22 protein-coding genes are annotated in these 26,135 nt (G+C 56.0%); 5 read left to right on the top strand and 17 right to left on the bottom strand.

Annotation, left to right across the window (positions count from 1 at the left end; all coding sequences use genetic code 11):
- Positions 1-76: 76 nt before the first annotated feature.
- The 7 genes from FHS19_RS27020 to FHS19_RS26990 all read right to left on the bottom strand — a co-directional run bounded on the left by FHS19_RS27020 (position 77) and on the right by FHS19_RS26990 (position 8,223).
- The gene (locus tag FHS19_RS27020) at positions 77-1,168 is read right to left on the bottom strand and encodes a GerAB/ArcD/ProY family transporter (RefSeq protein WP_183584946.1); all 1,092 of its coding nucleotides are present in this window, start codon (positions 1,166-1,168) and stop codon (positions 77-79) included.
- A 30-nt stretch (positions 1,169-1,198) separates the two neighbouring features.
- On the bottom strand, positions 1,199-1,414 hold the full coding sequence (locus FHS19_RS27015; RefSeq protein WP_183584944.1) for a hypothetical protein: 216 nt from the start codon (positions 1,412-1,414) through the stop codon (positions 1,199-1,201).
- Positions 1,407-2,594, bottom strand: coding sequence for a Ger(x)C family spore germination protein (locus tag FHS19_RS27010; protein WP_183584942.1), 1,188 nt, complete (start codon positions 2,592-2,594; stop codon positions 1,407-1,409). The genes FHS19_RS27015 and FHS19_RS27010 overlap by 8 nt, the downstream gene beginning before the upstream one ends.
- A 7-nt stretch (positions 2,595-2,601) precedes the next feature.
- On the bottom strand, positions 2,602-4,173 hold the full coding sequence (locus tag FHS19_RS27005; protein WP_246426857.1) for a spore germination protein: 1,572 nt from the start codon (positions 4,171-4,173) through the stop codon (positions 2,602-2,604).
- A 194-nt stretch (positions 4,174-4,367) separates the two neighbouring features.
- Positions 4,368-6,326 (bottom strand): methyl-accepting chemotaxis protein, encoded by a 1,959-nt coding sequence (locus tag FHS19_RS27000; RefSeq protein ID WP_246426856.1) that lies wholly within the window; start codon positions 6,324-6,326, stop codon positions 4,368-4,370.
- A gap of 360 nt (positions 6,327-6,686) precedes the next feature.
- Entirely contained in the window at positions 6,687-7,103 is a 417-nt protein-coding gene (locus tag FHS19_RS26995) for a MerR family transcriptional regulator (protein WP_183584936.1), read from the bottom strand.
- A gap of 178 nt (positions 7,104-7,281) precedes the next feature.
- Complete coding sequence (locus tag FHS19_RS26990; protein WP_183584934.1) at positions 7,282-8,223, bottom strand: aldo/keto reductase family protein; 942 nt, start codon at positions 8,221-8,223, stop codon at positions 7,282-7,284.
- Positions 8,224-8,438: 215 nt separating this feature from the next.
- Here FHS19_RS26990 and FHS19_RS26985 point away from each other — a divergent pair, with 215 nt between their 5' ends.
- Positions 8,439-9,989 (top strand): FAD-dependent oxidoreductase, encoded by a 1,551-nt coding sequence (locus FHS19_RS26985; RefSeq protein WP_183584932.1) that lies wholly within the window; start codon positions 8,439-8,441, stop codon positions 9,987-9,989.
- A 36-nt stretch (positions 9,990-10,025) separates the two neighbouring features.
- Positions 10,026-10,346 (top strand): antibiotic biosynthesis monooxygenase, encoded by a 321-nt coding sequence (locus FHS19_RS26980; protein WP_183584930.1) that lies wholly within the window; start codon positions 10,026-10,028, stop codon positions 10,344-10,346.
- Positions 10,347-10,503: 157 nt separating this feature from the next.
- On the opposite strand, the gene FHS19_RS26975 is transcribed toward FHS19_RS26980, so the two are convergent.
- The 3 genes from FHS19_RS26975 to FHS19_RS26965 form a co-directional block, all read right to left on the bottom strand.
- Positions 10,504-10,974, bottom strand: coding sequence for a hypothetical protein (locus FHS19_RS26975; RefSeq protein ID WP_183584928.1), 471 nt, complete (start codon positions 10,972-10,974; stop codon positions 10,504-10,506).
- Positions 10,975-11,095: 121 nt separating this feature from the next.
- The gene (locus FHS19_RS26970) at positions 11,096-12,220 is read right to left on the bottom strand and encodes a nitric oxide synthase oxygenase (protein WP_183584926.1); all 1,125 of its coding nucleotides are present in this window, start codon (positions 12,218-12,220) and stop codon (positions 11,096-11,098) included.
- Positions 12,221-12,422: 202 nt separating this feature from the next.
- The gene (locus tag FHS19_RS26965) at positions 12,423-14,642 is read right to left on the bottom strand and encodes an MMPL family transporter (protein WP_183584924.1); all 2,220 of its coding nucleotides are present in this window, start codon (positions 14,640-14,642) and stop codon (positions 12,423-12,425) included.
- A 316-nt stretch (positions 14,643-14,958) separates the two neighbouring features.
- Between FHS19_RS26965 and FHS19_RS26960 the strand changes: the two genes are divergently transcribed.
- Entirely contained in the window at positions 14,959-15,594 is a 636-nt protein-coding gene (locus FHS19_RS26960; RefSeq protein WP_183584922.1) for a TetR/AcrR family transcriptional regulator, read from the top strand.
- 27 nt (positions 15,595-15,621) lie between these two features.
- Here the strand turns inward: FHS19_RS26960 and FHS19_RS26955 are convergent, their stop codons facing one another.
- The 6 genes from FHS19_RS26955 to cidR form a co-directional block, all read right to left on the bottom strand.
- Positions 15,622-16,596: a DNA-3-methyladenine glycosylase family protein gene (locus FHS19_RS26955; RefSeq protein ID WP_183584920.1), complete on the bottom strand. Its 975-nt coding sequence runs from the start codon at positions 16,594-16,596 to the stop codon at positions 15,622-15,624.
- Between the two features lie 213 nt (positions 16,597-16,809).
- Entirely contained in the window at positions 16,810-18,690 is a 1,881-nt protein-coding gene (locus FHS19_RS26950) for an ABC transporter ATP-binding protein (RefSeq protein WP_183584918.1), read from the bottom strand.
- On the bottom strand, positions 18,687-20,414 hold the full coding sequence (locus FHS19_RS26945; protein WP_183584916.1) for an ABC transporter ATP-binding protein: 1,728 nt from the start codon (positions 20,412-20,414) through the stop codon (positions 18,687-18,689). Before FHS19_RS26945 ends, FHS19_RS26950 begins: the two co-directional genes overlap by 4 nt.
- Positions 20,408-20,950 carry a MarR family winged helix-turn-helix transcriptional regulator gene (locus FHS19_RS26940; protein WP_183584914.1) on the bottom strand — a complete coding sequence of 181 codons (543 nt, stop codon included), beginning with the start codon at positions 20,948-20,950 and terminating at the stop codon, positions 20,408-20,410. Before FHS19_RS26940 ends, FHS19_RS26945 begins: the two co-directional genes overlap by 7 nt.
- 156 nt (positions 20,951-21,106) lie before the next feature.
- Positions 21,107-22,477, bottom strand: a complete 1,371-nt coding sequence (locus FHS19_RS26935) for an MATE family efflux transporter (RefSeq protein WP_183584912.1) — start codon at positions 22,475-22,477, stop codon at positions 21,107-21,109.
- Between the two features lie 274 nt (positions 22,478-22,751).
- Positions 22,752-23,645 (bottom strand): cidABC operon transcriptional activator CidR, encoded by an 894-nt coding sequence (gene cidR, locus FHS19_RS26930; RefSeq protein ID WP_183584910.1) that lies wholly within the window; start codon positions 23,643-23,645, stop codon positions 22,752-22,754.
- Between the two features lie 398 nt (positions 23,646-24,043).
- On the opposite strand from cidR, the gene FHS19_RS26925 reads away from it, so the two are divergent.
- Together FHS19_RS26925 and FHS19_RS26920 are read left to right on the top strand one after the other, a co-directional pair.
- Positions 24,044-24,415: a CidA/LrgA family protein gene (locus FHS19_RS26925; protein ID WP_183585280.1), complete on the top strand. Its 372-nt coding sequence runs from the start codon at positions 24,044-24,046 to the stop codon at positions 24,413-24,415.
- Complete coding sequence (locus tag FHS19_RS26920) at positions 24,415-25,089, top strand: CidB/LrgB family autolysis modulator (RefSeq protein ID WP_246426854.1); 675 nt, start codon at positions 24,415-24,417, stop codon at positions 25,087-25,089. Before FHS19_RS26925 ends, FHS19_RS26920 begins: the two co-directional genes overlap by 1 nt.
- A gap of 4 nt (positions 25,090-25,093) precedes the next feature.
- On the opposite strand, the gene FHS19_RS26915 is transcribed toward FHS19_RS26920, so the two are convergent.
- Entirely contained in the window at positions 25,094-26,068 is a 975-nt protein-coding gene (locus FHS19_RS26915) for a Gfo/Idh/MocA family protein (RefSeq protein WP_183584906.1), read from the bottom strand.
- Between the last annotated feature and the right edge of the window lie 67 nt (positions 26,069-26,135).

Here is a 26,135-nt window from a genome sequence, read left to right as displayed (position 1 = left end):
CGTTCCTTCTATTGTATCACTTTTATCCCCTCTAATCTAACTGAAAGGGTCTGATTTATTTTTGCCGGCAGATGGATCAGGTAGCGTCCTCCCGGGGTTTCTGCATCCGGGGCTTTCGATGGGGTCGATGGAACAAAAAGATAAAGATCGGCAGCACGATGACGAACACCAACGCCACGACCGTCCACTCCCTGTCGAACCGGAACACTTCGACCGAATTGGGGTAGATCCAGAAGGCTGTGACCACGGCGAACAACCCGATGGGTGATGTCATCATTTTTCCGGAAATCTGCGGGATCATCGTTTTTAATCCGTAACAAATAATGAACAAGCTAGTGGCAATATTCAGTAGAACGGCCGGAAACCAGAGAGCTACGAGCGGCATGTCGAACCGGTCGAGGAAATCGGTGATTTTAATCTGCCGGGACATTTCGTAAGACGGATACATCAGACTTTCGGCAATGGGTATGCCTACCAGCAGCGCAATCATAATGACAATCAGAAGCAGCAGCCCTGTCGACAGGAGCAGAGCGTACATCCCGTCACGGATCCGGTAATCCTTGCTTGAGAAGATGAACGGGAGCGCCAGAATCTGGCCCAGGTAAGAAAAGACGACCCAGCTCCCTTTGCCGACGCCCGCCCAATCGACATAAAAGTAAGGCTTGATATAGTTGAGATCAAAATCCTTGGCCACGATAAACGGCATGGTGAGGATCACCGTCGTCATAATCGGCCCATACAGATCGGCAATGCCCATCACCGTCTGCACGCCTCCTCTGGCGATAAAAATCACCGTCGCCGTGATCGCAATAGAAATGATGAAGATCGGCGTTAGCGGCAGCAGGACGACATTGGTAAAGTCGGCAACCATGCGGATATCCCTGGCCAGGATGATAAAGAAAAATATCAGGTACAGGAAGGTAATCACTCTTCCGATCACTTTATGCCGTCCGTTGAGCGATTGGAACAGGTCCTTCCCGGGGAACCGCTTGGCGCTTTTGGACAAGAGCAGAAGCATCAGCGCAACGACGAGTCCTGCCGGAAGAAAGGACAGGTAGGCGTGCTGCTTGGCATAATTGGCCAGCTCACTCGGTATGTGGATTAATGTGGTGTTCAAGATATAGGTGATTCCGAGCATCCTAAACTGCCGGTTCGTCACTTTATTCACAGCCCTGCCTCCTTTATTGCGATTTCACATTCAAAAAGGAACGAATTTGTCGAGATAATGTCCCGCCAGCACCGATCCGTACACGACGCGGCCAAACTGCAGGCAGTAAGCCCATATTCCGAACCCGCCTGCGAGCAGGATATAGGCCATCCAACGGTTAATCCCCGGAATGTCGCGCATGACCTTCCGATCGACCAGGATTATCAATATAGCGGCCAAGATATACATCCCCAGAAGCTTAATCATTCCTGATTTCCTTTCTGCCGAAGGGCTTGCCGACGGCTCCGATATTCTCGATATGAAGCTCAGGTTTTACGATAACCTTGACTTCGGGATATACCTTCTTCCAATTGCCTTTAAACCTCTGCCAAGCCTTAGGGTCATTCTCGTAGATCGATCTGCCGAATCCCAGAATATCCGAATTGTATTTATGCTGCAGTGACCTCATGGCGAGCTGCACTTTATCGACAATCTCCTCGCTGGCCCGGCGTTCCAGGTCCCGGAGACTCCGCTCATCACTGATAAGGCTGTTCGAATCGTTTTCGTACACGGCGCCCTTGGCGTAAATTTCGATAGTCATCGTGATATCGTTGCCGCGGACGAACGGTTTCAGCTTGGCCTCATTTTCGCTGAAGCGAATGGAAATGTGGCCTTTACCTCCGGGCCCGTCGACGATAATGTCCGGGGAGGGAGCCTGATTCATGGCCAGATTGATGATTTTGCCTTCCTGCCCTTCCAGGGCTCCCACGAACTTGTCTTCGTCAAACAAGGCCAGACCCGAAACCTGGATATTATTTTTGGACGTTCCCACGCCCGGCGGCACCGCCTCTTGAATAGACAGGTACGGAAGAGCCACGTCCACGCCATCCGTCATGAGTGTGTTAACCAGCTGTTTCAGCGAATCGGGTCTTTTCGTGAATTCGTTGATCAGCTCCCGGATCATTTCGCTGGAGAACTGCTCCATCGGTGCAGCGGCGTCCAAAATTTTGTACGCCGATCCGCTTGTCACCGCCACCAGCGATGACAGGCGATTCTGCGGAATCCGGGCAAATTGGTCCAGCATCGGCGCAATGCCGTCCCTCGCAAAATCCTCGCCGACAAGCAGCACCCGCCGATGGGAAAAGGAAAGGTTCCGGGAGTTGCCGGCCTGGATTTCCATATTGGCGCTGCGCAGCGTAATGCCCGTCTTCGATTCCAAATAGTAAGACTTTCCGCCACTGGTGCCTCCGCCCCCGCCTTTACTGCCCGCACCGCCCAAATTTCCCGGCAATGCAATCTGGAGGGCACTTCGGTACAACCCGTTTTCCTTGTCGACGGAAGATCCGATGACGAAGGCAATGTCGTTGATTTCTTTACGATCCCAGCAGCCGGCCAGCGCAAGCGGGCTCAGGAGCAACAGACCGGCAACCGCCCATTTCTTGATCATGTCCATATCACCACACCTTGTTTGATTGCGGGGTACCGTTGATCTCCTTCTTCTCGCGCACCCGGTCTTTCTTCGATGCCCAGGACGGGCGCCGCATCATCTTCCACCATGGGGCGCGCACGAACACGTCCTTGTTATCCTGGACATGGAACGGGCTGATGCCGGACATATACGGCACGCCGAAAGAGGTCAGCTGCGTCACGTGTACCAGAATCCATACCAGGCCCAGCACGATGCCGAACAATCCGAGCACCCCGGCCAGAATCATCAGCGGAAACCGCAGCAGGCGGACCGTGATGGCCAGGTTGAAACGGGGAATCGTAAAGGAGGCGATCCCCGTCATCGACACGATAATGACCATCGGGGCCGATACGATGCCGGCTTCGACCGCAGCCTGACCGATAACAAGCGCCCCCAGAATGCTGACCGCCTGGCCGACGGTTTTCGGGAGCCTAATGCCGGCCTCGCGCAAGGCCTCGAAGGAAATTTCCATAATAAGCGCCTCGACAAGCGCAGGAAACGGGATCGCCTCCCGGGCAGCCGCGATGCTGAGCACCAGGGTCGAAGGCAGCATGTCCTGATGATAGGTCGTCGTAGCGATATACAGTGCAGGAAGGAAGAGGGCGATAAACACGAATAAATACCGGATCCACCGGATGAAGTTCGTGATGAAGAACCGCTCGTAATAGTCCTCGCTCGCCTGCATCAGTTGAAAAAAGGTAACCGGACCGATGAGAACGAACGGCGTGCCGTCCGTGAATATGGCAAACCGCCCCTCCAGCAGCTGGGCCGCGGCGGTGTCGGGGCGCTCGGTGTACTGAAGCTGGGGAAACGGCGAGTACGGATGATCCTCAATCAATTCCTCGATATATCCGGATTCCAGTATTCCGTCGATCTCAATGTCTTTGAGCCGCTTCTCGACGTCCCGGATCATCTTGGGATTCGCCAGTCCCTCGATGTACGAAATGACCACATCCGTTTTGGTCTCCGTCCCGAGAACGATGCTCTTCATCTTCAGCCTCGGGGACTTAATCTTGAAGCGCAGCAGCGCCGTATTGACGCGAAGCATTTCCGTAAATCCTTCGCGCGGCCCGCGGATGACCGCTTCGGTCTCCGGTTCGGATACGGTTCGGCGCAGTCCGCCTTTCACATTGAACAGATGGGCTTCCGAATATCCGTCTACCAGGATAACCGCGCTGGAATTCATCAGCCCCTCGATGACGTCCCCCCACATGGTGGCGCTGTTGACCTGGGACAGGGACACGCGCGTATTCTCCAGCGGCTCCAGATCGGGGTCCTGTTCCTTGTTCTCGTCCCCCTCATTCTTCAGGCGGACCAACCCTTGTATAATGGGCTGAATCATATGGATCTGAAGTTCTTCGGAGAACACGATCCCTTCCACGTATACGAGCAGGCCCTCAACGCCAGGGGCAACCTCCATGCTCCGGTAGACCATGTCCGAGCAGTCATCGAAGATATCCTTCAGCATCTCCGTATTGACTTTCAGATCCTTCTGGATCGGCACCTTATCCAATGAAGGAGACGGCAGACCCAATGCCCTTCCTGTTGGAAGGGCCATACGCGGCTTATCCGGTGTTGCACCGCCTTTTTTCATCTCCACTAGTCACCTCGATTTCCGCTCCTTGCCAACAAGAAGGAATTTACCCGTAGGTTGTGCCAGATTTGGATAAATTATGTGAATGGCTCCGGGAATACACAAAAAAAGGCGTCACCCGCTTGCAGCTTCGGGTAGCGCCTGTCTATCGATTGCCGTTAGATTTTAAATTGTGCGACCTGCTCGAGCAGCTGCTCAGCCAGCTTTTTCAGACTGGCCGCCGAAGAGGCGATCTCCTCAATGGAGGCAAGCTGTTCCTGGGCGGAAGCCGAGACGGCCTGCGTGTTGCCTGCGGCTGCTTCCGAATACCCCTGAATGAGCCGAATCGACTGTTCGACGCTTTCGCCGCTCTGCGCAAGCGAGCGCGATGCCTCGGCGGCCGAGGCGATGTCCGCGCTGGCTCCTTTGACAGCCTTGCGGATCCGTGTAAACGACCGGCCCGTCAAATCCACCGCTTCGATGCCTTCGGACACCCTCGTCTTTGCGTCGTTCATGGCGGACAGAATCCGTGTCATCTCGCCCTTCATGCCGTTGACGAGCGCTTCGATCCGCTGGGCCGATTGCTCCGATTGCTCCGACAGCTTCCGCACCTCGATCGCGACGACGGCGAAGCCCCGTCCATGCTCTCCGGCTCTGGCCGCCTCGATCGACGCGTTCAGCGCCAAGAGATGGGTCTGCTGGGCAATGCCTGTGATCAGATTGACGATTTCGCCGATCTGGGCCGTACGTTCGTTCATCGTGTCCACGATACCATCGAGGTCGCTGACCGTTTCGTGGATACCCTGAATTTTGTCCGTAACGCTGATCACGGCCGCGTTGCCTTCTTCCGCCGATTGGGTTGTCCGCTGCATCGTCTGCATGACGCCGTCCATGTTGGCCCGAATCCGCTCGGACTCCTTGGACATAACCTCCATGCTCAACATGCTCTGCTCCACACCGCGAAGCTGCTGCTCGCTTCCGGCCGCGACCTCCTGGATCGCTTCGGTCACATGCTCGATCGCTTTGGTCGTCTGATCAGCGCCTGCAGCCAGCCCCTTGGCGGACGCGTTCACGTGATCCGTGATTTCCTGGACACTGACGATCATCGTGCGGAGATTGTCCACCATCGCCTGGAAGTGACGGCTGAGATTGCCGATCTCATCCCTCTTCGCCGTGTCCAGATCCTCCCGCAAGTCCCCCTTGCTGATGCGCTCGGTCGCCAAGGTAAGCGCAGAAATCGGCTTAATGATCGAGCGGATATTGAACAGGATGATGGCCAGGGCGGCCAGGATGGATATCGAAATGACCAGGACGACCGTGTTGCGGATGCCGCTGACGGCACCAGCCACCTCTTTGTCGTACATCGTTCCGGCTATTTTCCACCCGGTGAGCTCGTTCGTCGTGAAGGACGCCCGCTTCCTCTCGTTTTCGTATGTATAGCTGAATGTTCCTTCTGGGCCGGCAAACAGATGCTTGGTCACCACTTCTTCCGCCGGTTCCCCCGTCTTGTCCGGATGCACCACATAGTTCTTGGCCGTATCGACGATCACGATGTATCCGTTCTTGCCCAGCTTCATTTGGGTCAGGGTGCGAATCGTGTCCAGATTGAGCTCGATCGACATGACGCCTTTGCCTGATGGGAGCATCTGGGCGATGGAGGCGGACATTTGGCCGTTGGCCGCTTTAAACACCGGCGAGATGGTCGCCCCCTTCCCCTGCTTGATCGCCCGGATATACCAGTCCTGCTTGCGGACGTCGTACCGCTCCGGCAGCGGGTCCTCGGAGGCCCGGACGAAATCGCCGCTATCCGTTCCCAGCAATATGTCCTTGACCTCCTTATGCAGGGTGAGGTACTGCCTCAGCTGCGCCTTGAGCTCGCCTCCCTTGCCGGTGGGATCGCTTTCAGCACTGGCGACATAAGACTGTTGAATCAGGTAAGCGAGATCATCCACCTTCGCCTGGATGTTCTGCGTGATGATCCGGTCAGCCGACTGGCTGCTCTCCAGGGCGTTGTTCATCAGCGTCCCCTCAATTTCCCCTTTGGCCGACTGGTAAGACAGCATTCCGATCATGACGCTGGGAACGATCAGCACGACGAGATAAGATACCAGCAACTTTCGTTTAATGGACAGCGACATTCGTTTCACTAGCACTTTCCTTTCTACTGGGTAATCTGTATCTCCCACCCTCAAATTTGTTGCTCAAGTCATGGTCTGTATGAGCATTTTCTCATAGATTGATCTCACTCATCCCCATAACATTTCTACATATATCCATTTTCTTTAAAAATTTTGAACTTATCAATAGGTACTAAGAACTAGTAAAAAGCATTTCTCCGGCGTCATTCATCCGATAGAGTTCAAGGCTTTTCTCCGAGGGTATACAGCGTTTTGCACAAAAAAACAGCCTGGTGCTATGCACCCAGACTGCTTGCCGACTTGCTGCTTATTATTGACTCCCGGTAAATAAAGTCAGCGCTGTTTGCCTCTGAAGACGGACTATCGTTTTAGCGCGTTCGTAATCCGCTCCTGCAGCGCCACGAGCTCTTCCCGAACACGGGCGATCTCCTGGATTTTGACGTCCAGCAGGCCGATCTGCTTCGTAACCGCTTCTCCCATCTGCTTCAGCTCAGCCGTGCGCTGGCCGTCGTCAGACGAGGACGAAAATTTGCTGCGGTGGAGCTCCACCTGCTCATGAATCTGCAAATATTCCTGAATTTCCTGCAGGGAGAAGCCGAGTACCTTACGGGCCAACACGATATTTTTCAAGTGCTGCACGTCTTCTTCCGTATATAAACGCATGCCCCCGTCCGAGCGCTCGGGTGATTTGATCAGGCCGATTTCCTCATAGTAACGGATCGTGCGCTTGGTCAGGCCGGTTTCCTTCGCCACATCATCAATTTTAAGCCAGTCCATTCCGTTCCTCCCATTCAAGGTTCTCCCCCAAGTATATCGTTCTCCCCGGCAGAATGCCAATGCGGAGGGGCTAGCATAGACGAGCGATACACTACCGGTCTGGAGAAAAAAAGACCGCCCCCAGCGCGGTATTGGGATACCCGCTGCAGGACGGCTTTCGTCATGCATGATTCGATCATTATGAGTTCAAAATTTGCTCGATCCGTTCCAGCACCTCCGCCGAAAGCTCAATGCCCGAGGCCTTCACGTTCTCGGTGACCTGCTCCGGACGGCTCGCGCCTACCAGCGCGCTCGCCACATTCGGCTGCCGCAGAATCCAGGCCAGGGCCAGCTGGCCTACCTTGATGTCCAGGTCAGTGGCGACCTCCTCTAACTGGCGCACCTTGGCGATCTTCTCTTCGCTGATGCGGTCTTCCTTCCAGCCTAGCTTCGCGGCGCGGCTGCCTTCCGGAGCCTGGCCGGGCGCCGTGTATTTGCCTGTCAGCACGCCTTGCGCCAGCGGCGAGTAGACGACCTGGCCGATGCCCTTCGCCTCGCCGAGCGGAATAACCTCATGCTCGATCTCCCGCTGGAACATGTTGTACACCGGCTGGTTCACGACGATGCGGTCCAGCAGGTAGCGGTCAGCCGTGCCGAGCGCGGCCTCCATCTGCGCCGCGGTCCACATGCTGACGCCGACGTACAGCACCTTGCCCTGGCGGACCAGGTCATCCAGCGCCCGCAGCGTTTCATCGATCGGCGTATCGGCATGATACCGGTGACAGTAGTACAGGTCCACATAGTCATGGCCCAGGCGCTTGAGGCTGGCGTCGCACTGTTCCATAATGTGCTTCCGCGACAGTCCCTGGTCATTGGGCCCGTCCCCCATTTTTCCGAACACCTTGGTTGCCAGCACGTAGGACTCCCGCGGGTACGCCTTCAGCGTCTGCCCCAGCAGCTCCTCGGCTGCTCCCCGCTCATACACGTTGGCCGTGTCAAAGAAATTTACACCCGCATCATAGGCCGACCGGATCGCCTGAACCGCATTTTCGCGCTCCACGTATCCGCCGTAAGTCAGCCAGCTGCCCAGGCTGATTTCACTCACTTTCAGTCCGCTTCTTCCCAGTCTCCGGTATTTCATCGTTGCATCAGCGCCTCCTTCATCATATCGGGATTCCCCCAAATGGCCGCCCTAAGCGCGGGTTTTTTGCCCCCGCCCGCAGAACGATTTAGGCTTTCCTTACTATTGTAAACAACCCCCGCAGGGAAGAAAAGCCGCCGCCCGGGCAAACTCCGTTTCTTTTTGGCGAAAAGTGGTAATAAATGAAATGAAAATACTTAGGAGGCTACGATGCTATGCAACCATCTGAACCGATATCTAATGAGCTGCCGCAGTACCCCGAATCTTTATGGAGAGCGACAACGGACTTTCCTTCCTTTCCCCGTCTGACGGAAGACATCAAGGTGGACGTTGCTATTGTAGGCGCGGGGATTGCGGGCATAACGACCGGGTACCTGCTTGCCCGGGAAGGGCTGAAGGTCGCCCTGATCGAAGCGGGAAAAGTGCTGAACGGCACCACCGCACATACGACTGCAAAAATTACGGCCCAACACGGCATGCTGTACGATGAACTGCTGAGCCATTTCGGACAGGAACGGGCATCCATGTATTATCAGGCCAACCGGGAAGCGCTGCAATTCATCCGGGACACGGCGTCCAAGCTGAATATCGACTGCGGTCTCCATGAGGAAGACGCCTATGTATATATGGAGAAGGATAAGGATCTCAATAAGCTGGAGAAGGAATTCGAAGCTTATGAGAAACTGGGCATCCCCGGCGAATGGGTGAACAAGCTGCCGATTCCTCAGTTCGCGTCGGGTGCCATCAAGCTGCCGGGACAAGCCCGGTTCCATCCGCTGCATTATTTGCGGCGTCTGCTGGAGGAGTTCGTGAAGGCTGGCGGACAAGTGTATGAGAATACGACGGTCCATAAGGTGGACAAGGAAGGGCCGTTAACGGTCGTCACCTACCGCGGAAGCCACAAGATTCAATGCAGCCATGTCGTCGCGGCTACCCACTTCCCGTTCCTGGATGAAGGCGGCTTTTATTTCGCGCGGCTGCATGCCGACCGCTCGTATGCGCTGGCTATGAAGCCGGAGACGACGTTTGCCGGCGGTATGTATATCAGTGCGGACAAGCCGACGCGCTCGCTGCGGGCCGCCTCCTGGAACGGCGAAGAGGTAGTTATCGTCGGCGGTGAAGGCCATAAAACCGGACAGCATATCTGCACCTTCTCCTACTATGAGGCGCTCGAAGCCTATGGGGGCAAACTGCTGGGCAGCAAAGGCATTCCTTTCCGCTGGTCCACCCAGGATCTGGTCACCATCGACAAAGTGCCGTACATCGGACAAATTACGTCCAAGGATGAAGGGATCTACGTGGCAACCGGCTTCAACAAATGGGGCATGACCAGCGGAACCCTCGCCGGACGGATGTTATCGGATCAAATTATCGGCAGGGACAATCCGTACAGCGAGCTGTACACGCCGTCCCGATTCCTGGCCGACCCGTCGATCATAAACCTGGTGAAGGAAAATGCCGATGTGGCCGGGGAGCTGATTTCCGGCAAAGTCGGCCTCGTCCACAGCCGGATCGAAGATCTGAATCCTGACGAAGGCGCCGTAGTCCGCCATAATGGAAAAAAAGCCGGTGCCTATAAAGATCCGGAGGGCAATCTTCATCTGGTGGATAACACGTGTACGCATATGGGCTGCGAGACCGAATGGAACGCGGCGGAGCGGACCTGGGACTGCCCTTGCCACGGCTCCCGGTTTTCCTATGACGGGGTCGTGTTTGAAGGACCGGCCATCAAGCCGCTTGAGAAACTGGACACACGAGTAGACTGAATTAAGGAACGATATCACCATCGGAGGCGATTCCTTATGATAGTCATCACCAATACGATTTTGATCAAGGAAGGGCACGGACAGGCCGTGTCCGAGCGGTTTGCGAATGCCAAGGGCGTGCAGGACATGCCGGGCTTTGTCCGGATGGAGGTATGGCTGGGCAAGAGCAAAGAGGCGGACGCCGAGGAGCTGAAGGTGTCCACCGTCTGGGAGGACGAGGCGTCATTTAAAAACTGGACGCAGAGCGAGTCCTTCCGCGCTTCCCACCGCGGTGCGGGAGGCAGCAAGGACGTCCTTCTCGGCTCTACGCTGAACCAGTACGAGCTCGTCGTCAGCCCCCTGAATGCGGCCGAATAAGCAGTCGATGCTATAGGGCGGGCGGATTTTGCCCGTTCAACCAAAAAAGGATAGGTTCGAGAGATCCAAAGGGTCTGCCGAGCCTATCCTTTACTATTTTATAAGATGCAGCTGATATGCTTCCGCCTGCGCCTGCGCCATCCCGTCCCGACGACATTCAGGCGATGCCCGCCTCCGCTCCCGCTTCTTCCACCTGAAGCCGGTATGCATACAGCGACTCGTCGATAATGGCGCTCATCATGGACAGATCCGCTTCGGGGATCAGCTCCAGTGCATAGTTCCATGCGTTCTCTTCAATCTGCAGCGCCACGCGCATCCGCTGTTCCTCGGTAAGATTCATGTCTTCCAGCGACTCGGAGAGCGCAGGCAGCTCCGGGTCCGCGGCATGCCCCAGCTCATGGGACAGGACAATTGTAAAATACTCCTCCACCCGGTCCAATGATCCGAACATCTGCATGCATTGTTCCTCGATCACACCGGTATACATCGTGATCCGCTTGGAAACCATCCCGTATTTGCCGCCGATCAGGCGTCCGTCCCGGGACCGTGTTTTCAGACGGACCTGAACGCCCAGTCCCGACCGTCCGACCAGCTCACGGATGATTTCGTTCAAATGTATGGTGTTCAATGCTCTATCTTTATCCCCTTTATATGTCAAATAACCTAATAAATCATTATACGACGCAGCAGGCGAAAAGCAACAAGCAATCAAGCACTTTTTTTCGGGTTGGCTGCAGGGAGCCGATCAGCTAATGGTGAAAAGGGCATCCTGCTTGTTCCTGCTTGGCAATCGACGCCTCTCTCTTAAAGAAGTTTGGCGTCTTTACCGTGTTGTCATACGAATGGTGAAAAATATGGGTCGTCGCCGGCGATAACGGCGGGATCAACCACGTCCAGCTGCCGGTGACCTCTCTGCCGCTTCTGGCTTCGTGCTCTTCAAACAGCCGGAACTGGGAAGCCGCCGTATGGTGATCCACCATGCTGACCCCCGCCTGCTTGTAGGAGTGCAGCACGGCGACATTCATCTCAACAAGTGCGCGGTCCCGCCATAGCGAGGTTTCGCTCGCCGTGGACAAACCCATCAGCTCCGCCACCCGCGGCAGCATGTTATACCGCTGTTCATCGGCGAAATTTCGGGCCCCGACCTCGGTCACCATGTACCAACCGTTAAATGGAGCGGCCGTATAGCGGATGCCGCCGATCACGAGATCCATATCGGAAATGATCGGCACAGCGTACCAGCGCAGGCCCAGCCCGGCAAAGGCGGGCATATCCGGATGCGTGATCGGCACTTCCATGACCAGATCCGGCGGAATGGGAAACAGTTCAGGCCCGCCTTCCCCGCCTTGAATGACAAGAGGAAGGACGTCGAAGGGCGTCCCTTCTCCCTTCCAGCCCAGCTTCATGCACAGCCTCGTAAACGCGGCGGAGGCCGGATCGCCGGTGACGGTCACGCCGTTCTCATACCCCGCATAGCGGATCAGCTGGTGGTTCATGATGCGGATATCTCTCATGCCGGGTACCGACGGCCTAAATACCGTGATCGTCGGCACGATTCTGCCGCCGCCCGTGCCGCGTTCGATATGCCGGAGCAGCGCCTCGGCAATGTCGTCAGGCCGCTCTAGGCCCCGCTCATCGATGACCTGCATCGAGTCCCAGAACAGGCGGCCGATGCAGCGGTTGCTGTTGCGCCAGGCCATTTTTGCCCCGTGAACCAGCTCCTCGTACGTATGCTCATACGTTCCAGTCTCTTCAATACTGGCCCTGACCTCCGCGAGCCTCCGGACGGTTTCGTCCTCCGTCTTGCCCAGCTCCTGATAACACCATAATATATATTCTTCCGCATCTTTCTGCAGAACGTCATACACCTTCATGCTGCGTTCACCTCGTCGTTCGTAAAAAAGGTCTGTCTCTCCCCATTATAAGCCAGACGCAGAAGCCACAGCCGTGCAAGGCTTGAGCAAATGGTGAATCTTGCGGCGGGCTGGATGGGACGGTTTGAGCGGCCGATGGAGCTGGGCGGCGGGTGCACAAATAAAGAGGAGCCCTTGTAACAAGGACTCCTCTTTTGATTGATCAGGACGGCATGCCGGCTTTGGTATTTTCGGCCTCTGTATGGGAAGACGGCCAGAAAGCAAAGCGTCCCAGCAGCGCCGTAATGGCCGGCACGAGAAACGGACGGACGATGAAGGTATCCAGCAGGACACCCGCGGCGGTAATGATGCCGAACTGGACCAGCACCTGGATCGGCAGCGAGGCGAGCACCGCGAAGGTCCCGGCCAGAATGAGGCCGGCGGAGGTGATGACCGAGCCCGTCTCGGACACCCCCTCCTGGATCGCCTGCTTTAACGGCATATGCTTCCGTTTTTTCCAGATGCTCGAGATCATAAAGATGTTGTAGTCTTCGCCCAGCGCCACCAGGAATACGAACGAATAGAGCGGAATCGCTCCTTGGATCGCGTCCGCGCCAAGCCCGTAATGGATGATGAGCCAGCCCAGGCCAAGCGCCGAGAAATAAGACAAAATAACGGTCAAAATCAAGTACACCGTTGCGGTGATCGACCGCAAATACACGAGCAGCAGCAGCGTAATCATACCGATGACAACCGGAATAATGACCATCGTGTCGCGGTCGCCGGTCTCGCGGGTATCGTATTGTTCGGCGGTCTGGCCGCTGATCCATACTTTATCCGCCGGGGAACCCACCCCCGCCGCCTGAAGTGCCTGCTCTGCCGTGCTCCGCAGGTGGGGAATCTGGTCCATCGCTTCGCTGGAATAAGGATTCATGTCGAGCGTGACGTCATACGCGATAATATTCGCGTTTTGACTGCCCGGCTGCCCTTTCGACACCTCATCCACATACGGCAGCTCCTTCAGCTTCTCATCCAGGCCGTCCGGCTTGCCTTCCGTATCGACCATAATTTTCACCGGAGCCAGCTCCCCGGGGCTGAACTGCTTCCCGATCGTATCGAAGCCTTCACGCGAGGCCATATCTTTCGGAAAAGATGACATAATATCGTAGGTGAACTTGACCTGGCTGGATACGGAGGCGAGCGCGCCCAGCACGATCACCGTCACAATGACGATCATCCAGGGTCTGCGGACCACAAGCCGGCTGGCAAAGCCGGGACGTTTCGGCTTGCGGGCCGGTACCGGTTTGCCCTTCTTGCGGGCGCGTTCCTCCTCCATCTCCGACGTGCGGGGAACAAACGGAAAGAACGACGTGCGCCCGAATATCGCCAGCAGTGCAGGTACCAGCGTCAAGCTTGCGATCACCATCACGAGGATGGAAACGCTGAACGGAACCGCAAAGCGGTGGTATGCCCCGTACTTCGCCAGAAGCAGGGCCAGCAGCGACAGAACCACCGTGAATCCGCTCATGGCGATCGCGCCTGAGGATTCCGTCACTGCCCGCAGCAGTGCCCGGGACTTGCTCTCTTCCTCTTTCAGCAAATGGCGGAAATGTGAGATCAGGAACAGACAGTAGTCCGTTCCGGCGCCGAACAGCAGCACCGTCATGATCGAAACGGCCTGGGAATCCACGGTGATCCAGCCTTTCTGGGCCATCAGGCCGAGCAGGGGGCTGACCGCGCCATACGCAAAGCCGACCGCGATCAGCGGAATCAGCGCCAGAATCGGCGAACGGTAAATGAGCAGCAGGATGACCAGCACCAAAATGACGGTGGACATGAGCAGCTTAAAATCCGCGTTCTTGAAGAGACCGGTCGCGTCGATCGAAATGCCGACCGGACCTGTGACGCGGACGCTGAGGTCCGAACCGGAGTTATGGCTTGCTGCGAAGGGATCCTGCCCGGTTTCTTGCGTGATCCCGGATTTCAGCTGCTCCACCCCTTCTTTCAGCTGGTCGCTGTCCGCGCTTTTCTGGAACAGCACGGGGGTGACCAGCGTGCTCTGATCCTCGGACAGCATCGATTTCAGCGCAGCAGCCGGCATTTGGTGAAATGGAGGAACCAAATCCTGGTAAGGAACCGGATTCGCGCTCCATTCGGCATACATTTTCTGCACATGCTGTAAATCGTCGTCTTTCAGCCCGCCTTCACGGTGCCAGACCAGCAGGGCGGGAACGCCTGCATCACTGCTGAACTGTTCCTCCGCGATGCGCTCAGCCTGTACCGAAGGCTTGGCGTCGTCCAGATTGGCCGCATTGTTCTGGACCTCTTTGTTGACCATCGGCCAGATGGCGCTCAGCACGCCCACGATGATGACCCAAACGGCCAGCGTGATCCATTTGCTTCTTCTTCCGGCGACCCAGCGCCCATATCCGGAATCCCCCATATTCTGCTCCTCCCCACCTGTTACAGGTGTCGAAATGGTATAGTATAAGCACATGTTCATGCCGATAAAGTGCGGCTTCCGCAGGCTCCGTGATACAATATGAGACAGTGCGGACCGCAGTACTTTTCAGCCTTATCAGGCGGCATACAGCTGCAGATTCCAACGAATGGCATATCCGCTGATGCGATGCCACATTAATTATATATACCGGAAGGTTAATTATCAATCGGGATTTAAAACCGAATTTTAGAATGACTAAAGGACAACGACTTAGAATACTGGAGGACAACGACTTAGAATACTGGAGGACAACGATATGGAACAATCCCAGGGTAAACATCCGGCCAAACGCTCCCCGGGCCGGCCCAAACGCCGGCAGGAGGACACCCCCATGAACGAATTCATCCTGAAAACGGCGTCCGCCCTGTTCATGGAGTACGGTTATGAGCCGGTCTCGCTGCAGCAAATTGCCCAGGTATGCGGCGTAACCAAGGCTTCCATTTACTATCACTTTGAAAATAAAGCCCAGCTCTTTACGGCGGCCGTCACCGCCATGATGCAGAAAGCGCGCAATGCCTCCCTGCGGATTATGCAGCAGGACAAACCGCTCTATGAACGGCTCGTGGAGCTGGCCGAGAACAAGCTTCGTTTCCCGCACGGAGACTTTGAAACGATTATGCGCGATGCCAGCGCCTCGCTGGCGCCCGAACAGCTGGAAGAAATCCGCGTCAGCGAGGACCAGATTCACGATGTGCTGACCGTCAGCTTCACCGAAGCGATCAAAAATGGGGAGGTGCGCTCCGCACATCCGCTCCTGATGGCGCACACGCTGGCGTCCATGCTGATGATCGGCAACCGGGAGATTGCCAAAGAGTTTGCCCCGTCCGCGGGCGAGCTGGCGCAGGAGATCGTCAATATGTTTTGGAACGGAGTCGGCGTGCAGGAAGCTTAGCGTAAGGACTGGCTGGGGTCGTCCCCGCTATTCTTTCGACGCTTGCCGGGCGGACTTGCCCCGCGCCGGCTTCTTCTGTTCCTTCTCCTGCTTCTGCCGCAGCTTCCACTCGTCAAGCCACGCCCATAAATAGTAAGCGGCATAGCTCCGCCATGGCGACCAGTCGCGGCTGATCTCCAGCATGAGCGGAGAAGCCGGCTGGCTGTCGAAGCTCCACAACTCCTTCATCGCATTCTTCAGTCCGATGTCATCGGCCGGGAAGAAATCGGTTCGGCCTACGCTGAACAGCAGGAAGCACTCGACCGTCCATTTGCCGACGCCACGGATCGGGAGCAGCCGGTTGAAAATTTCTTCGTCCGCAAGGTCCGGCATCGCGTTAAGGTCGAGTGAGCCGTCCGCTACCTGCCGCGCCAGACCGGTGATGTACTCGGCTTTGCGGCGGCTGAACTGCAGCGGCATCAGCTCGTCAGGTTCGAGCGCGGCCAGCGCGTCCGGCTTCGGGAAGCTGTAGAGCGTATGGTCCCCGATCGCCACAGGGGTGCCGTACTGCTCCGTGATTCGCGAGACCAGCGAAGCGGCAAAGCTCAGGTTCATTTGCTGGCCGATAATCGTCCGCACCAGATTTTGAAACAAATTTGGCTCCAGTAATATTTTCAGCCCATGCAGCCCCGGAAGAATGGAGCCAATGACAGGCTCATCCTGAAGCTGCGCATAGAACGGCCTGAGGTCTACATGGTTGGACAGCATTTTGCCAATATACACCCGGACGGCTTCGGTTTCCTTTGGATCGCATGCCTGCAGAAGCTCCACCTCCGCCTCAGGCCCTTGACCGGTCTCCACCAGGGTCACGGTGACCGGAATGTCGCGCCCTTCCACCGGAACCACTTTCGTGAACACTGGATATTCCGGATGGGCCAGTACGAGACGGGGGTTTTGCCCTCTGACCGCGACCATGGTTCGTTCGATGCTGAAGGGTGTGAGCAGCGGAATTGTTTCTTTCATGTACCACATACCTCCTGGCTCCTATAAGGTTATAAAGCGTTCGCCGCAGAAGGTTTCTGCGTTTTCATTTTCTGAAAGAACTTATATGATCAATATTGACAAACACACGTTCGATATTCAAGCATAAACTGCCAATATTCCAAAAAAAGAGCAGCCGTCTAGGCTGCTCTTTTGAAATGCGGATGTTCATCGTTGCGGGTGCTGCCTTCACCCTCAGACAACCTCCTGAATGCTTCCGCTGGAAAACTGGCTGTTATACAGATCGGCGTAGAAGCCGCCTTTGGCCAGAAGCTCCTCGTGGTTGCCCTTCTCGATCACGCTGCCTTGATTCATGACCAGGATCAGATCGGCGTCACGGATGGTGGACAGCCGGTGGGCGATGACAAAGCTCGTTCTGCCCTTCATCAGGTCGTTCATCGCCTTCTGAATGTAGACCTCCGTCCGGGTATCGACACTGCTGGTCGCTTCATCCAGAATGAGGATGGACGGGTCGGCCAGAATGGCACGCGCAATCGTCAGCAGCTGCTTCTGCCCTTGGGAAATGTTCGACGCTTCTTCGTTCAGCACGGTGTCATAGCCGTCCGGGAGCGTACGGATGAAGTGGTCGGCATGAGCCGCCTTGGCCGCCTCGATCACTTCCTCGTTCGTGGCGCCGGCCCGGCCGTATGCGATATTCTCCATAATCGTCCCGTTGAAGAGCCAGGTATCCTGGAGCACCATGCCGAAAATGCTGCGCAAATTGCCGCGCTTCAGGTGGGTAATGTTTACGCCGTCGATGGTGATCGCCCCGCCGTTCAGCTCATAGAAGCGCATCAGCAGGTTGATGAGCGTCGTCTTACCGGCCCCGGTCGGCCCGACGATGGCGATCGTCTGCCCCGGCTTCACGTCGATGTTCATGTCTTCGATGAGCATCGCGTCTTCCTTATAGCCGAACCGCACATGCTCAAACTGCACGGCACCCTTCGGATTGTTCAAGACGGCCGCATCCGCTGCTTGCGGCACTTCCTCTTCTTCATCCAGCAGCTCGAACACACGCTCCGCCGAAGCGATGGTGGACTGGATGATGTTCGCGATGTTGGCCGTCTGCATAATCGGCTGGGTAAACTGCCGGGCGTACTGGATGAACGCCTGCACATCCCCGATCGTAATGCGGCCATGGGTGACGAAGATCCCCCCGACCACGCAGACCAGCACGTAGCCGATGTTGCCGATAAACATCATCATCGGCATGATGATACCGGAAATAAACTGAGCTTTCCATCCGGAGCTGTACAGCTTTTCGTTGATTTTGTTGAAATCTTCGACAGACTCCCGCTCGCGGCCGAAGGCCTTCACGATTTTATGCCCCGTGTACATTTCTTCCACATGGCCGTTGAGCTGTCCCAGAGAAGCCTGCTGGGCCATGAAATGCTTCTGGGACCGGGAAGCCACCGCTTTGATGACGATGAGGCTGAGCGGCAGCGTCACGATCAGAATCAGCGTCATCCATGGGCTGATCGACAGCATCATCACGATGACGCCGACCAGCGTTACGATCGACGTGATCAGCTGCGTCAAGCTCTGCTGAAGCGTGGTGCTGATGTTGTCGACGTCATTGGTCGCGCGGCTCAGGATTTCCCCATGCGTCCGGGAATCAAAATATTTCAGCGGCAGGCGCGACAGCTTCGCGTTGATCTGCTCACGCATATCGTACACGACCTTCTGCGCCACGCCGGCCATCAGATATTGCTGGATATAGCTGAACGCCGCGCTGAACAGGTACAGACCAATCAGAATCAGCAGAATCTGGGTAATGTAGGTAAAATCAATGCCGGCGCCCGGCGTCCCCTTCGCCATCGCGATGACGCCTTCCAGCAGCTTGGTGATCGCCTTGCCGAGAATTTTCGGGCTGGCAATGCTAAACACCGTACTGAGAATCGCCGTCAGGAAAATAACGATCAGCGTTCCCCGCCGCGGCCGCAGGTACCCGACCAGCCGCTTCAGGGAGCCCTTGAAGTCCTTGGCCTTCTGCGCAGGCATCATTTGGCCGGGATGGCCGCCGGGATGCCGGGGTCCTCCCATCCGAGGTCCGGGTCTTCTTGCTTGCTCACTCATGCGATCTCCTCCTCTGACAGCTGTGAGGATACAATTTCGCGGTAGACGTCGCTGGTCTCCATCAGCTCGCGGTGGGTGCCGATGCCGGCAATCCGCCCTTCGTCAAGGACGATGATCCGGTCGGCGTCCATGACCGTGCTGACCCGCTGCGCCACGAGCAGAACGGTCGCGTCCCGCGTTACCGGCTTCAATGCGCTGCGCAGCTTCGCATCCGTCTTGAAGTCCAGCGCCGAGAAGCTGTCGTCAAACGCATAGATTTCCGGTCTGCGTACCAGCGCCCGCGCGATGGACAGGCGCTGCTTCTGCCCGCCGGACACGTTGTTGCCGCCCTGGGCAATTTCCGACTCAAAGCCGTCTTTCATATTCATAATAAACTCGGTCGCCTGGGCGATATCCGCCGCTTCGCGGATTTCTTCATCGGTGGCGTCCTTTTTGCCGTAGCGGATATTGTCCGCTATCGTCCCGGTGAACAGCAGCGCCTTCTGCGGCACGAAGCCGATCTTGGCGCGCAGCTCCTCCTGCGTCATCTCGCGGACGTCGACCCCGTCGACCAGCACGCTGCCTTCCGCTACATCATAGAAGCGCGGAATCAAGCTGAGCAGCGTGGACTTCCCTGAACCGGTGCCCCCGATAATCGCTGTAGTTTCCCCCGGTTTGGCGGTAAAAGAAATCCCCGACAGCGCCGGCTGCTCCGCGCCCGGATAGCTGAACGTCACGTCCCGGAATTCCAAATAGCCGCGGCCTTCTTCGAGAGTCTGCGCAACGAGCGGATCATCGATATCCGGCGTGATGCTGAGCACCTCGTTGATCCGCGCAGCGGATGCGGAAGCGCGCGGAACCATAACGAAAATCATGGAGACCATGATCAGGGAGAACATGATCTGCATGGCGTATTGGATAAAGGCCATCAGGTCTCCGACCTGCATATCCCCATGGCTGATGCGCAGTCCGCCGAACCAGACGATGGCGATGGTCGATAAGTTCATGACAATCATCATGATCGGCATCATGGCCGCCATGATTTTGTTGACCCGAACCGCCGTGCTGGTCAGATCGTAGTTCGCTTCCCGGAAGCGCTCCTCCTCATGCTGAATCCGGTTGAACGAACGAACAACCCGGATCCCCGTCAGGTTTTCGCGGAGCACCCGGTTCAATTTGTCCAGCTTGACCTGCATCGCCTTGAACAGCGGCAGTCCCTTGCCGGCAATCAGAGCGATGGAGCCTGCCAGCACCGGTACGATCACGACGATGATCAGTGACAGCTTGGCGTCTTTGGACACCGCCATTATAATCCCGCCGATACACATCATCGGCGCGCTGATCATCATCCGCAGCATCATGGTCAGCACCTGCTGGGTCTGGGCAATGTCATTGGTGGTTCGGGTAATGAGCGAAGCCGTGCCCAGCTTGTCGAATTCCTGCAGGGAGAAATTCTGGACATGCTGGAATACCCGGCTGCGCATCGATCTGCCGAATCCACCCGCCACTTTGGCCGACAGGTAGCTTGCAATAATGGAGCAAATCGCTCCCCCCAGGGCCACGGCCAGCATAAAGCCGCCGATTTTCCAAATGTAAGGAATGTCTCCCTCGATGATACCCTTATCCACGATGTCCGACATCAATGTGGGTAGGTACAGGTCCGACATGGACTGCAAAAACACAAGCACAAATGTGAACAGGATCAGAAGCCAGAACGGCTTCAATGAACGAAAGAGCTTCAGCATGTTGGCACTTCACCTCCATCCGATGAATCATTCTGCGTTTTTCTTTCATAATACTTATAAGCCTTGGTCAGCAGCTCGGACAGCTTCTCGCTTTCCTCGATGCCCAAGTGATCGACAAGCCCCTTGAAGGAATTGATCGTCGCCTTACGGGCTTGTATAATCGCTTCCCGCCCCTCTTCGCTGAGCTTGATCCGGACCACCCTTCGGTCCGCCTCATCCGGCGTACGTACGATCCATTTCTTCTTCTCCAGCGCTTTGACAAACTGGGTAACGGTCGGAGAAGTGACCCCTAGCATCGCACTGATCTCGGACACCTTCAGTCCCGGGCTATCCGGCTCGACATGCCGCATGAGCAGAACCATCAGCCCCATCTCGCTCATCTTCAAGCCCTCGATCACCCGGTGGCGGAACTCCCCCCTGTTAAACCGCATGACCGACTGAAGCAGCTGAACAACGGTTTCGTGGTGCCGATCATGCTCCTGCGGTTCGCTACCCTGGCAGAAGGCTTCCTGACGGTTGTTGCCATCGTCGTTCATGACGCAAACAATCCTCCCTTCCCAAACGTGCTATGAAAGATGATATCCTGCACAAAAAATAATTAGGTCACCAATTAAATAGGCAACCTAATTATATGGCCTCTCTGATTTATATGTCAATTAAAACATATCAACAAAAGTCCAACAATATTTTGTTCATGGATCAGCTGTGCTTGCAAGATCAGGATCTCGCAGCAGACGTTTCACCGTCGCCGCAAACAATATGCAGCAGGTCGCGGCCGCGCAGGCATCTGCAATCGGCTCGGCCATAATGACGGCATCGGCTTGGGGCGATATGAACGCCGGCAGCACAAACACCAAAGGAATCAGCAGAATGATTTTACGCAGGACGGCAATAAAGATGGACACCTTGGCCCGCCCTAGCGCAAGAAACATCTGCTGCAGCGCCAGCTGAATGCCATAAATGCAAGTCCCCAGAAAAAAGACCGGCATCAGCCTTTCCGTCAGCGCAATCAATTCCGCCTGATCCGTGAAAATCATGACGGGAAACCGCGGCAAAAATACCGCCACCGCCCACATGACGATGCCGAGGGCGCCGCAAACGGCCGTACAAAACCGGATCGCCGCCTTCACCCTTGCATAATCTCCGGATCCGTAATTGTAGCCGATGACCGGCTGCGCTCCCTGCGCAAAACTGGATAAAGGCAGGGAAAACAGCTGCATAAGGCTGGTCAGAATGCTGATTGCGCCCACATACAAATCGCCGCCATACCGTGCAAGAGAAATATTAAACACGATCTGGATCAGGCTTTCGGTCGACTGCATGATAAAAGGGGAAAGCCCCAGCGCAAGGATGCGGCACGCCATTCGGGGGTTCACCCGCAGATTGCGGAGCCTAAGGCGAAGGTGGCTGTGCCTGGATGTAAGAAACCACAGCACCCATATGGCGGACACAGTCTGGGAAATGACGGTTGCCAAGGCGGCCCCGCGGACTCCCATATGCATCGGAAATATAAAGAGGGGTGCCAGGATGGCGTTTAGCACAGCTCCGGCACAGACCGTGGCCATCGCCGTTTTGGCAAAACCCTGGATGGAAATAAAAGAATTCAGCCCCAGGGATATCAGCACGCTGACCGTCCCTAGCAAATAGATGCCCATATAATCGCTCGCATAGGGCAGTGTTGTATCGCTCGCCCCGAAGGCGGTTAACAGGGGACGGTGAAAACACAGCAGTACCGCCGTCAGCATTCCCGAGACGAGCAGAAGCATCAGGCAGCAGCTGCCGAGCAGCTTCTCCGCTTCCTTGGGTTTCCCTTCCCCCAGCTTCATGGAAGCCAGCGGGGCGCCGCCAAGACCGATGAGAGCCGCAAACGCCGAGATGGTCATGATCAGCGGAAAGGCGATGCCCAGTCCGGTTAAGGCAAAAGTACCGCCTCCCGGCATCCTGCCGATCAGCATCCGGTCGACGACATTGTACAGCGCATTGACGATTTGAGCCGCAATCGCCGGAAGAGCAAGAGACAACAGCAGCTTGGGGATGCTCCCCGCGGCAAACCGGCTGCTCATTTCATCGTGATGGATTGTGAATCAGTCCTTTTCGCTCGTAGTTTCAGTAGAAATGCGCATTTCCATCTTTTATTATATCAGACTGGAATCGCATGAAAACACGAGTTTTAAGGAATCTGAGCGGCCGTATAAAGGCTGTATAACATAAAAATAATAAGGAGATACATCATGGAGACAAAAACGCCTCAATAGCAAAATGAGGCAGTCTGAAGAGGTGCAGGTAAATGTGATTTTTACTTGTATACCTTATTAAAATCATGCGTTCCATGACCGGCTACTCCCTGCCCTCCATCAACTTCCCCTGCGTAAACGCGATCCATTCCCGCGCGGCATAGGACTGGTAACGGTCCCTGCGCCAGATCATCCCCAGCTGCCACGGAATGACCGGTTCCACCAGCGGCATAATCCGGATCCGCTCCCGGTCGATTTCCCGGCAGATCGTTTCCGGCAGCAGGGCGATACCCAAATTGGCGGCGACCATGCCGCTGATCAAGTCCCATTGAGAGCTTTCGTAGACGATATGCGGCTGGAATCCGACCCTGACGCATTCCGTAATGATCCGGTCATGCAGCGCAAAGTCCTCCCGGAACAGCACAAAGTTCTCTTCCGCCAGATCGGCGAGAGGGACGCACTCGCGATGCGCGAGGCGATGAGAGGGGTGCACCAGCAGCATCAGGTTTTCCCGGACGAACGAAAACGAATGGAACAGCGAATCGTCGGTCGGCAGCACCACGACGCCAATGTCGAGCAAACCGCTCTCCACGTCGACCTCCACCTTTTTGGCGCCGTCCTCAAAGATCTGCATCGTCACCTGCGGGTATTTCTGATGAAACTGCCCGATCACCTCGGGGAAAAAGCTCGATCCGACCATGGGCGGCAGGCCGAGGCGGATATGGCCTTTCTTCAGGTTTTTCAAATCGCCGAGCTCGGAGGACAAGCTCTGAAACGACTTCACGATCGGCTGCGCCTGCTCGTAAATAATGCGGCCGGCATCGGTCAGCACCACCTTTTTGCCCGAACGGTCAAACAGGGTGACGCCCAGCTCCTCCTCAATGTTGCGGATCGTTTTGCTGATCGACGGCTGCGTGATGTAGAGCGATTCCGCCGCTTTCGTAAAACTCTGCAGCCGGGCGACCTCCATAAAATACTGCAATTGGCGGATGTCCATACGTCATTCTCCTTCCCTTGAATATGGAGTCCAAGTGGACTGCGATAGATCCATATAAGTTGAATGAAAGAATACGATGCAAGCAAGGGAGAAAAATGATTCCGAAGAAGCGAGCGGTCTACAAGCTTTCCAAAGGAAAGCTTACATCGAAAGCGTATACCTTGGCTTTCAGATTTCTACCATACGTGGGCTCAATACAATCAAGAAATCGGAAAACAAGAGTGATCGTAGGGACATTTTACGTACTTGCCCATCATCCATTTCGATTTTCAACTTATATACGCCATCCATTTTTCCATAGCCATATGGAATGATATCCATTCGATATATGCATTTTACCTATGAAAATGAATGATGTAAAATTTTCATTATAAATGAAAGGAAGGCGAAAACAATTGATGAAGCATGCCGTCAAAGGGACCTTTCAGGTCGCCGTTTTAATGCTGTTCTCTTATGCGATGAACCAGCTGGCCGGTCTGCTGCATCTGCCGGTGCCGGGCAGCATTCTCGGAATCATCGTGTTGTTTATTCTGCTCGAATCCGGCATCGTCAAGCTCGAATGGATCGAAGTCGGAGCGAACTGGCTGCTCGCCGAGCTCCTGCTCTTCTTCATCCCGGCCGCCGTCGGGGTAATGAAATATTTTTCGATGCTGGAGAGCGACGGGGTGCGAATCCTGCTCGTCGTTATTTTCAGCACGGTCGTGGTCATGGCCAGCTCCGGCTTGACCGCTGCGCGCATTGCCAAACATAAAGAACGGAAGGTGTCATGATGATCGGTCTCATCTGTCTGCTGCTAACCCTCGTGATCTACATGGCAGCCAAACGATTGTATAAGCGGTATCCCAGAGTGTATCTGTCGCCGCTGATGGTGACGCCCTGCGTCATTATTATTTTCCTGCTGTGCACCCATATTCCCTATGAACATTATAACGCCGGCGGGAAATGGCTGAGCGATATGCTCCAGCCTGCGACAGTCGCCTTTGCGGTCCCGCTCTATAAAAATTTCAAGGTACTCAAAAAGCACGCCGTCGAAATCGTCGTCAGCGTGCTTACCGGTTCCTTCATGGCTATGATCTCTTCGGCAGTACTCGCCAAAGGGCTGAAACTGGACACCTCATTGGTGACCAGCCTGATCCCCCGCTCGATCACGACGCCGATCGCCATGAACGTATCGCAGGTCATCGGCGGGGTGCCGAATATTACGGCAGTCTTCGTCATTATGACCGGCCTGCTCGGCTCCGTGCTTGGGCCGATGATTCTGCGCCTCCTGCGGATCGAGAACGAAATCGCCCGCGGCGTGCTGCTCGGCACGAGCGCCCACGGGACGGGAACGTCCATGGCCTTCGGCTTCAGCTCGATGAGCGGAGCGATCTCCAGCGTCTCGATGATTCTGGCCGCTCTGTTTACGCTCGGCGTAGCACCGCTGCTCATGCTGATGTGGTAATGGGTTAGAGCCGGACCGGCTTGCCTGAAGATGCCGATGCCAACGCGGCAAAAGTTACAGCCTGCGTCCGGCAGGCATCCTCATAGCTTGAAAGAATACGGGAGCGGTCTCCAGTGCGCAGCGCATGGAGAAACGCTTCCGTTTCGCGTACATAGGGGCTTCCCTGCTCCGCATATTCCGTCTTTACGCCGGGCGCTGCCAGCTGCAGCCGCTGCGGGTTCCAATCGACGATCCCCCGGTCCGTGTAGAACGTCAGTCCCGTCTGGCTCAGCCCGCCGCCTTCCGGCAGGACGCACGTGTTGGAGATGTTCGCTACCACACCGCTCGCCATACGGAGCGTGACCGTTCCTACGTCGGCGACCTCCACCCCGTCCACCTGGCTCCGCTTGACCCGGTCCCCGTAGAGGGCATACACTTCCTCCACTTCACCGGCCGTATACCGAAGCATGTCGACCATATGCGTCGTCTGCTCGATAAACTGCCCGCCGGAGCCGTTTTGGCGTCTCCACCAGGACACGCCCGGCATACTGTCCATCCACCGCCCCAGCACCATGCCGGTCGTATGGTTCGACAGTTCCTCCTTCAGCCGCGCTGCATTGTGCTGGTAGCGGAAATGGTACCCCACCGACGTCAGCAGTCCCGTTTCACGGATTCGCGCCAGAATTTGTTCCGGCAAGCTGGTATCGAGCCCCAGCGGTTTTTCCACCAGAAACGGAATGCCACGCTCAATCAGCTTCATCTCGATTTCACCGTGCGCCATCGGCGGCACGCAGATATACGCCGCGTCGAGCGGCCCCGCGTCCAGCATGGCATCCAGTTCCGCATATCCCTCGGCGCCGTAGCGCCGTGCCATCCGGTCTGCTTTCTCCTGGCTTGTACCACAAACCGCCGTCAGCTTTACTCCATCCATCGCCGCCAAGTTGTCGGCATGTACGCCGCTGAACCACCCGGTCCCGATTAATCCGATACGAAGTGTCATCCTGCGAGATCCCACCTTTATCCTGTTTTCTCCACTATACGGGCGGAAGTCCCGTTTGGCTATGTTT

Source organism: Paenibacillus rhizosphaerae (assembly GCF_014192015.1).
GTDB classification, from domain to species: Bacteria; Bacillota; Bacilli; order Paenibacillales; family Paenibacillaceae; genus Paenibacillus_AQ; species Paenibacillus_AQ rhizosphaerae.
This window is presented reverse-complemented; position numbering and strand designations above follow the sequence as displayed.

Excerpts from the sequence above, each read along its gene's own strand:
- FHS19_RS27015 (WP_183584944.1), bottom strand. The coding sequence starts at position 1,414 with ATGATTAAGCTTCTGGGGATGTATATCTTGGCCGCTATATTGATAATC.
- FHS19_RS27010 (WP_183584942.1), bottom strand. The coding sequence starts at position 2,594 with ATGATCAAGAAATGGGCGGTTGCCGGTCTGTTGCTCCTGAGCCCGCTT.
- FHS19_RS27005 (WP_246426857.1), bottom strand. The coding sequence starts at position 4,173 with ATGGCCCTTCCAACAGGAAGGGCATTGGGTCTGCCGTCTCCTTCATTG.
- FHS19_RS27000 (WP_246426856.1), bottom strand. The coding sequence starts at position 6,326 with ATGTCGCTGTCCATTAAACGAAAGTTGCTGGTATCTTATCTCGTCGTG.
- FHS19_RS26995 (WP_183584936.1), bottom strand. The coding sequence starts at position 7,103 with ATGGACTGGCTTAAAATTGATGATGTGGCGAAGGAAACCGGCCTGACC.
- FHS19_RS26990 (WP_183584934.1), bottom strand. The coding sequence starts at position 8,223 with ATGAAATACCGGAGACTGGGAAGAAGCGGACTGAAAGTGAGTGAAATC.
- FHS19_RS26985 (WP_183584932.1), top strand. The coding sequence starts at position 8,439 with ATGCAACCATCTGAACCGATATCTAATGAGCTGCCGCAGTACCCCGAA.
- FHS19_RS26980 (WP_183584930.1), top strand. The coding sequence starts at position 10,026 with ATGATAGTCATCACCAATACGATTTTGATCAAGGAAGGGCACGGACAG.
- FHS19_RS26970 (WP_183584926.1), bottom strand. The coding sequence starts at position 12,220 with ATGAAGGTGTATGACGTTCTGCAGAAAGATGCGGAAGAATATATATTA.
- FHS19_RS26965 (WP_183584924.1), bottom strand. The coding sequence starts at position 14,642 with ATGGGGGATTCCGGATATGGGCGCTGGGTCGCCGGAAGAAGAAGCAAA.
- FHS19_RS26960 (WP_183584922.1), top strand. The coding sequence starts at position 14,959 with ATGGAACAATCCCAGGGTAAACATCCGGCCAAACGCTCCCCGGGCCGG.
- FHS19_RS26955 (WP_183584920.1), bottom strand. The coding sequence starts at position 16,596 with ATGAAAGAAACAATTCCGCTGCTCACACCCTTCAGCATCGAACGAACC.
- FHS19_RS26950 (WP_183584918.1), bottom strand. The coding sequence starts at position 18,690 with ATGAGTGAGCAAGCAAGAAGACCCGGACCTCGGATGGGAGGACCCCGG.
- FHS19_RS26945 (WP_183584916.1), bottom strand. The coding sequence starts at position 20,414 with ATGCTGAAGCTCTTTCGTTCATTGAAGCCGTTCTGGCTTCTGATCCTG.
- FHS19_RS26940 (WP_183584914.1), bottom strand. The coding sequence starts at position 20,950 with ATGAACGACGATGGCAACAACCGTCAGGAAGCCTTCTGCCAGGGTAGC.
- FHS19_RS26935 (WP_183584912.1), bottom strand. The coding sequence starts at position 22,477 with ATGAGCAGCCGGTTTGCCGCGGGGAGCATCCCCAAGCTGCTGTTGTCT.
- cidR (WP_183584910.1), bottom strand. The coding sequence starts at position 23,645 with ATGGACATCCGCCAATTGCAGTATTTTATGGAGGTCGCCCGGCTGCAG.
- FHS19_RS26925 (WP_183585280.1), top strand. The coding sequence starts at position 24,044 with ATGAAGCATGCCGTCAAAGGGACCTTTCAGGTCGCCGTTTTAATGCTG.
- FHS19_RS26920 (WP_246426854.1), top strand. The coding sequence starts at position 24,415 with ATGATCGGTCTCATCTGTCTGCTGCTAACCCTCGTGATCTACATGGCA.
- FHS19_RS26915 (WP_183584906.1), bottom strand. The coding sequence starts at position 26,068 with ATGACACTTCGTATCGGATTAATCGGGACCGGGTGGTTCAGCGGCGTA.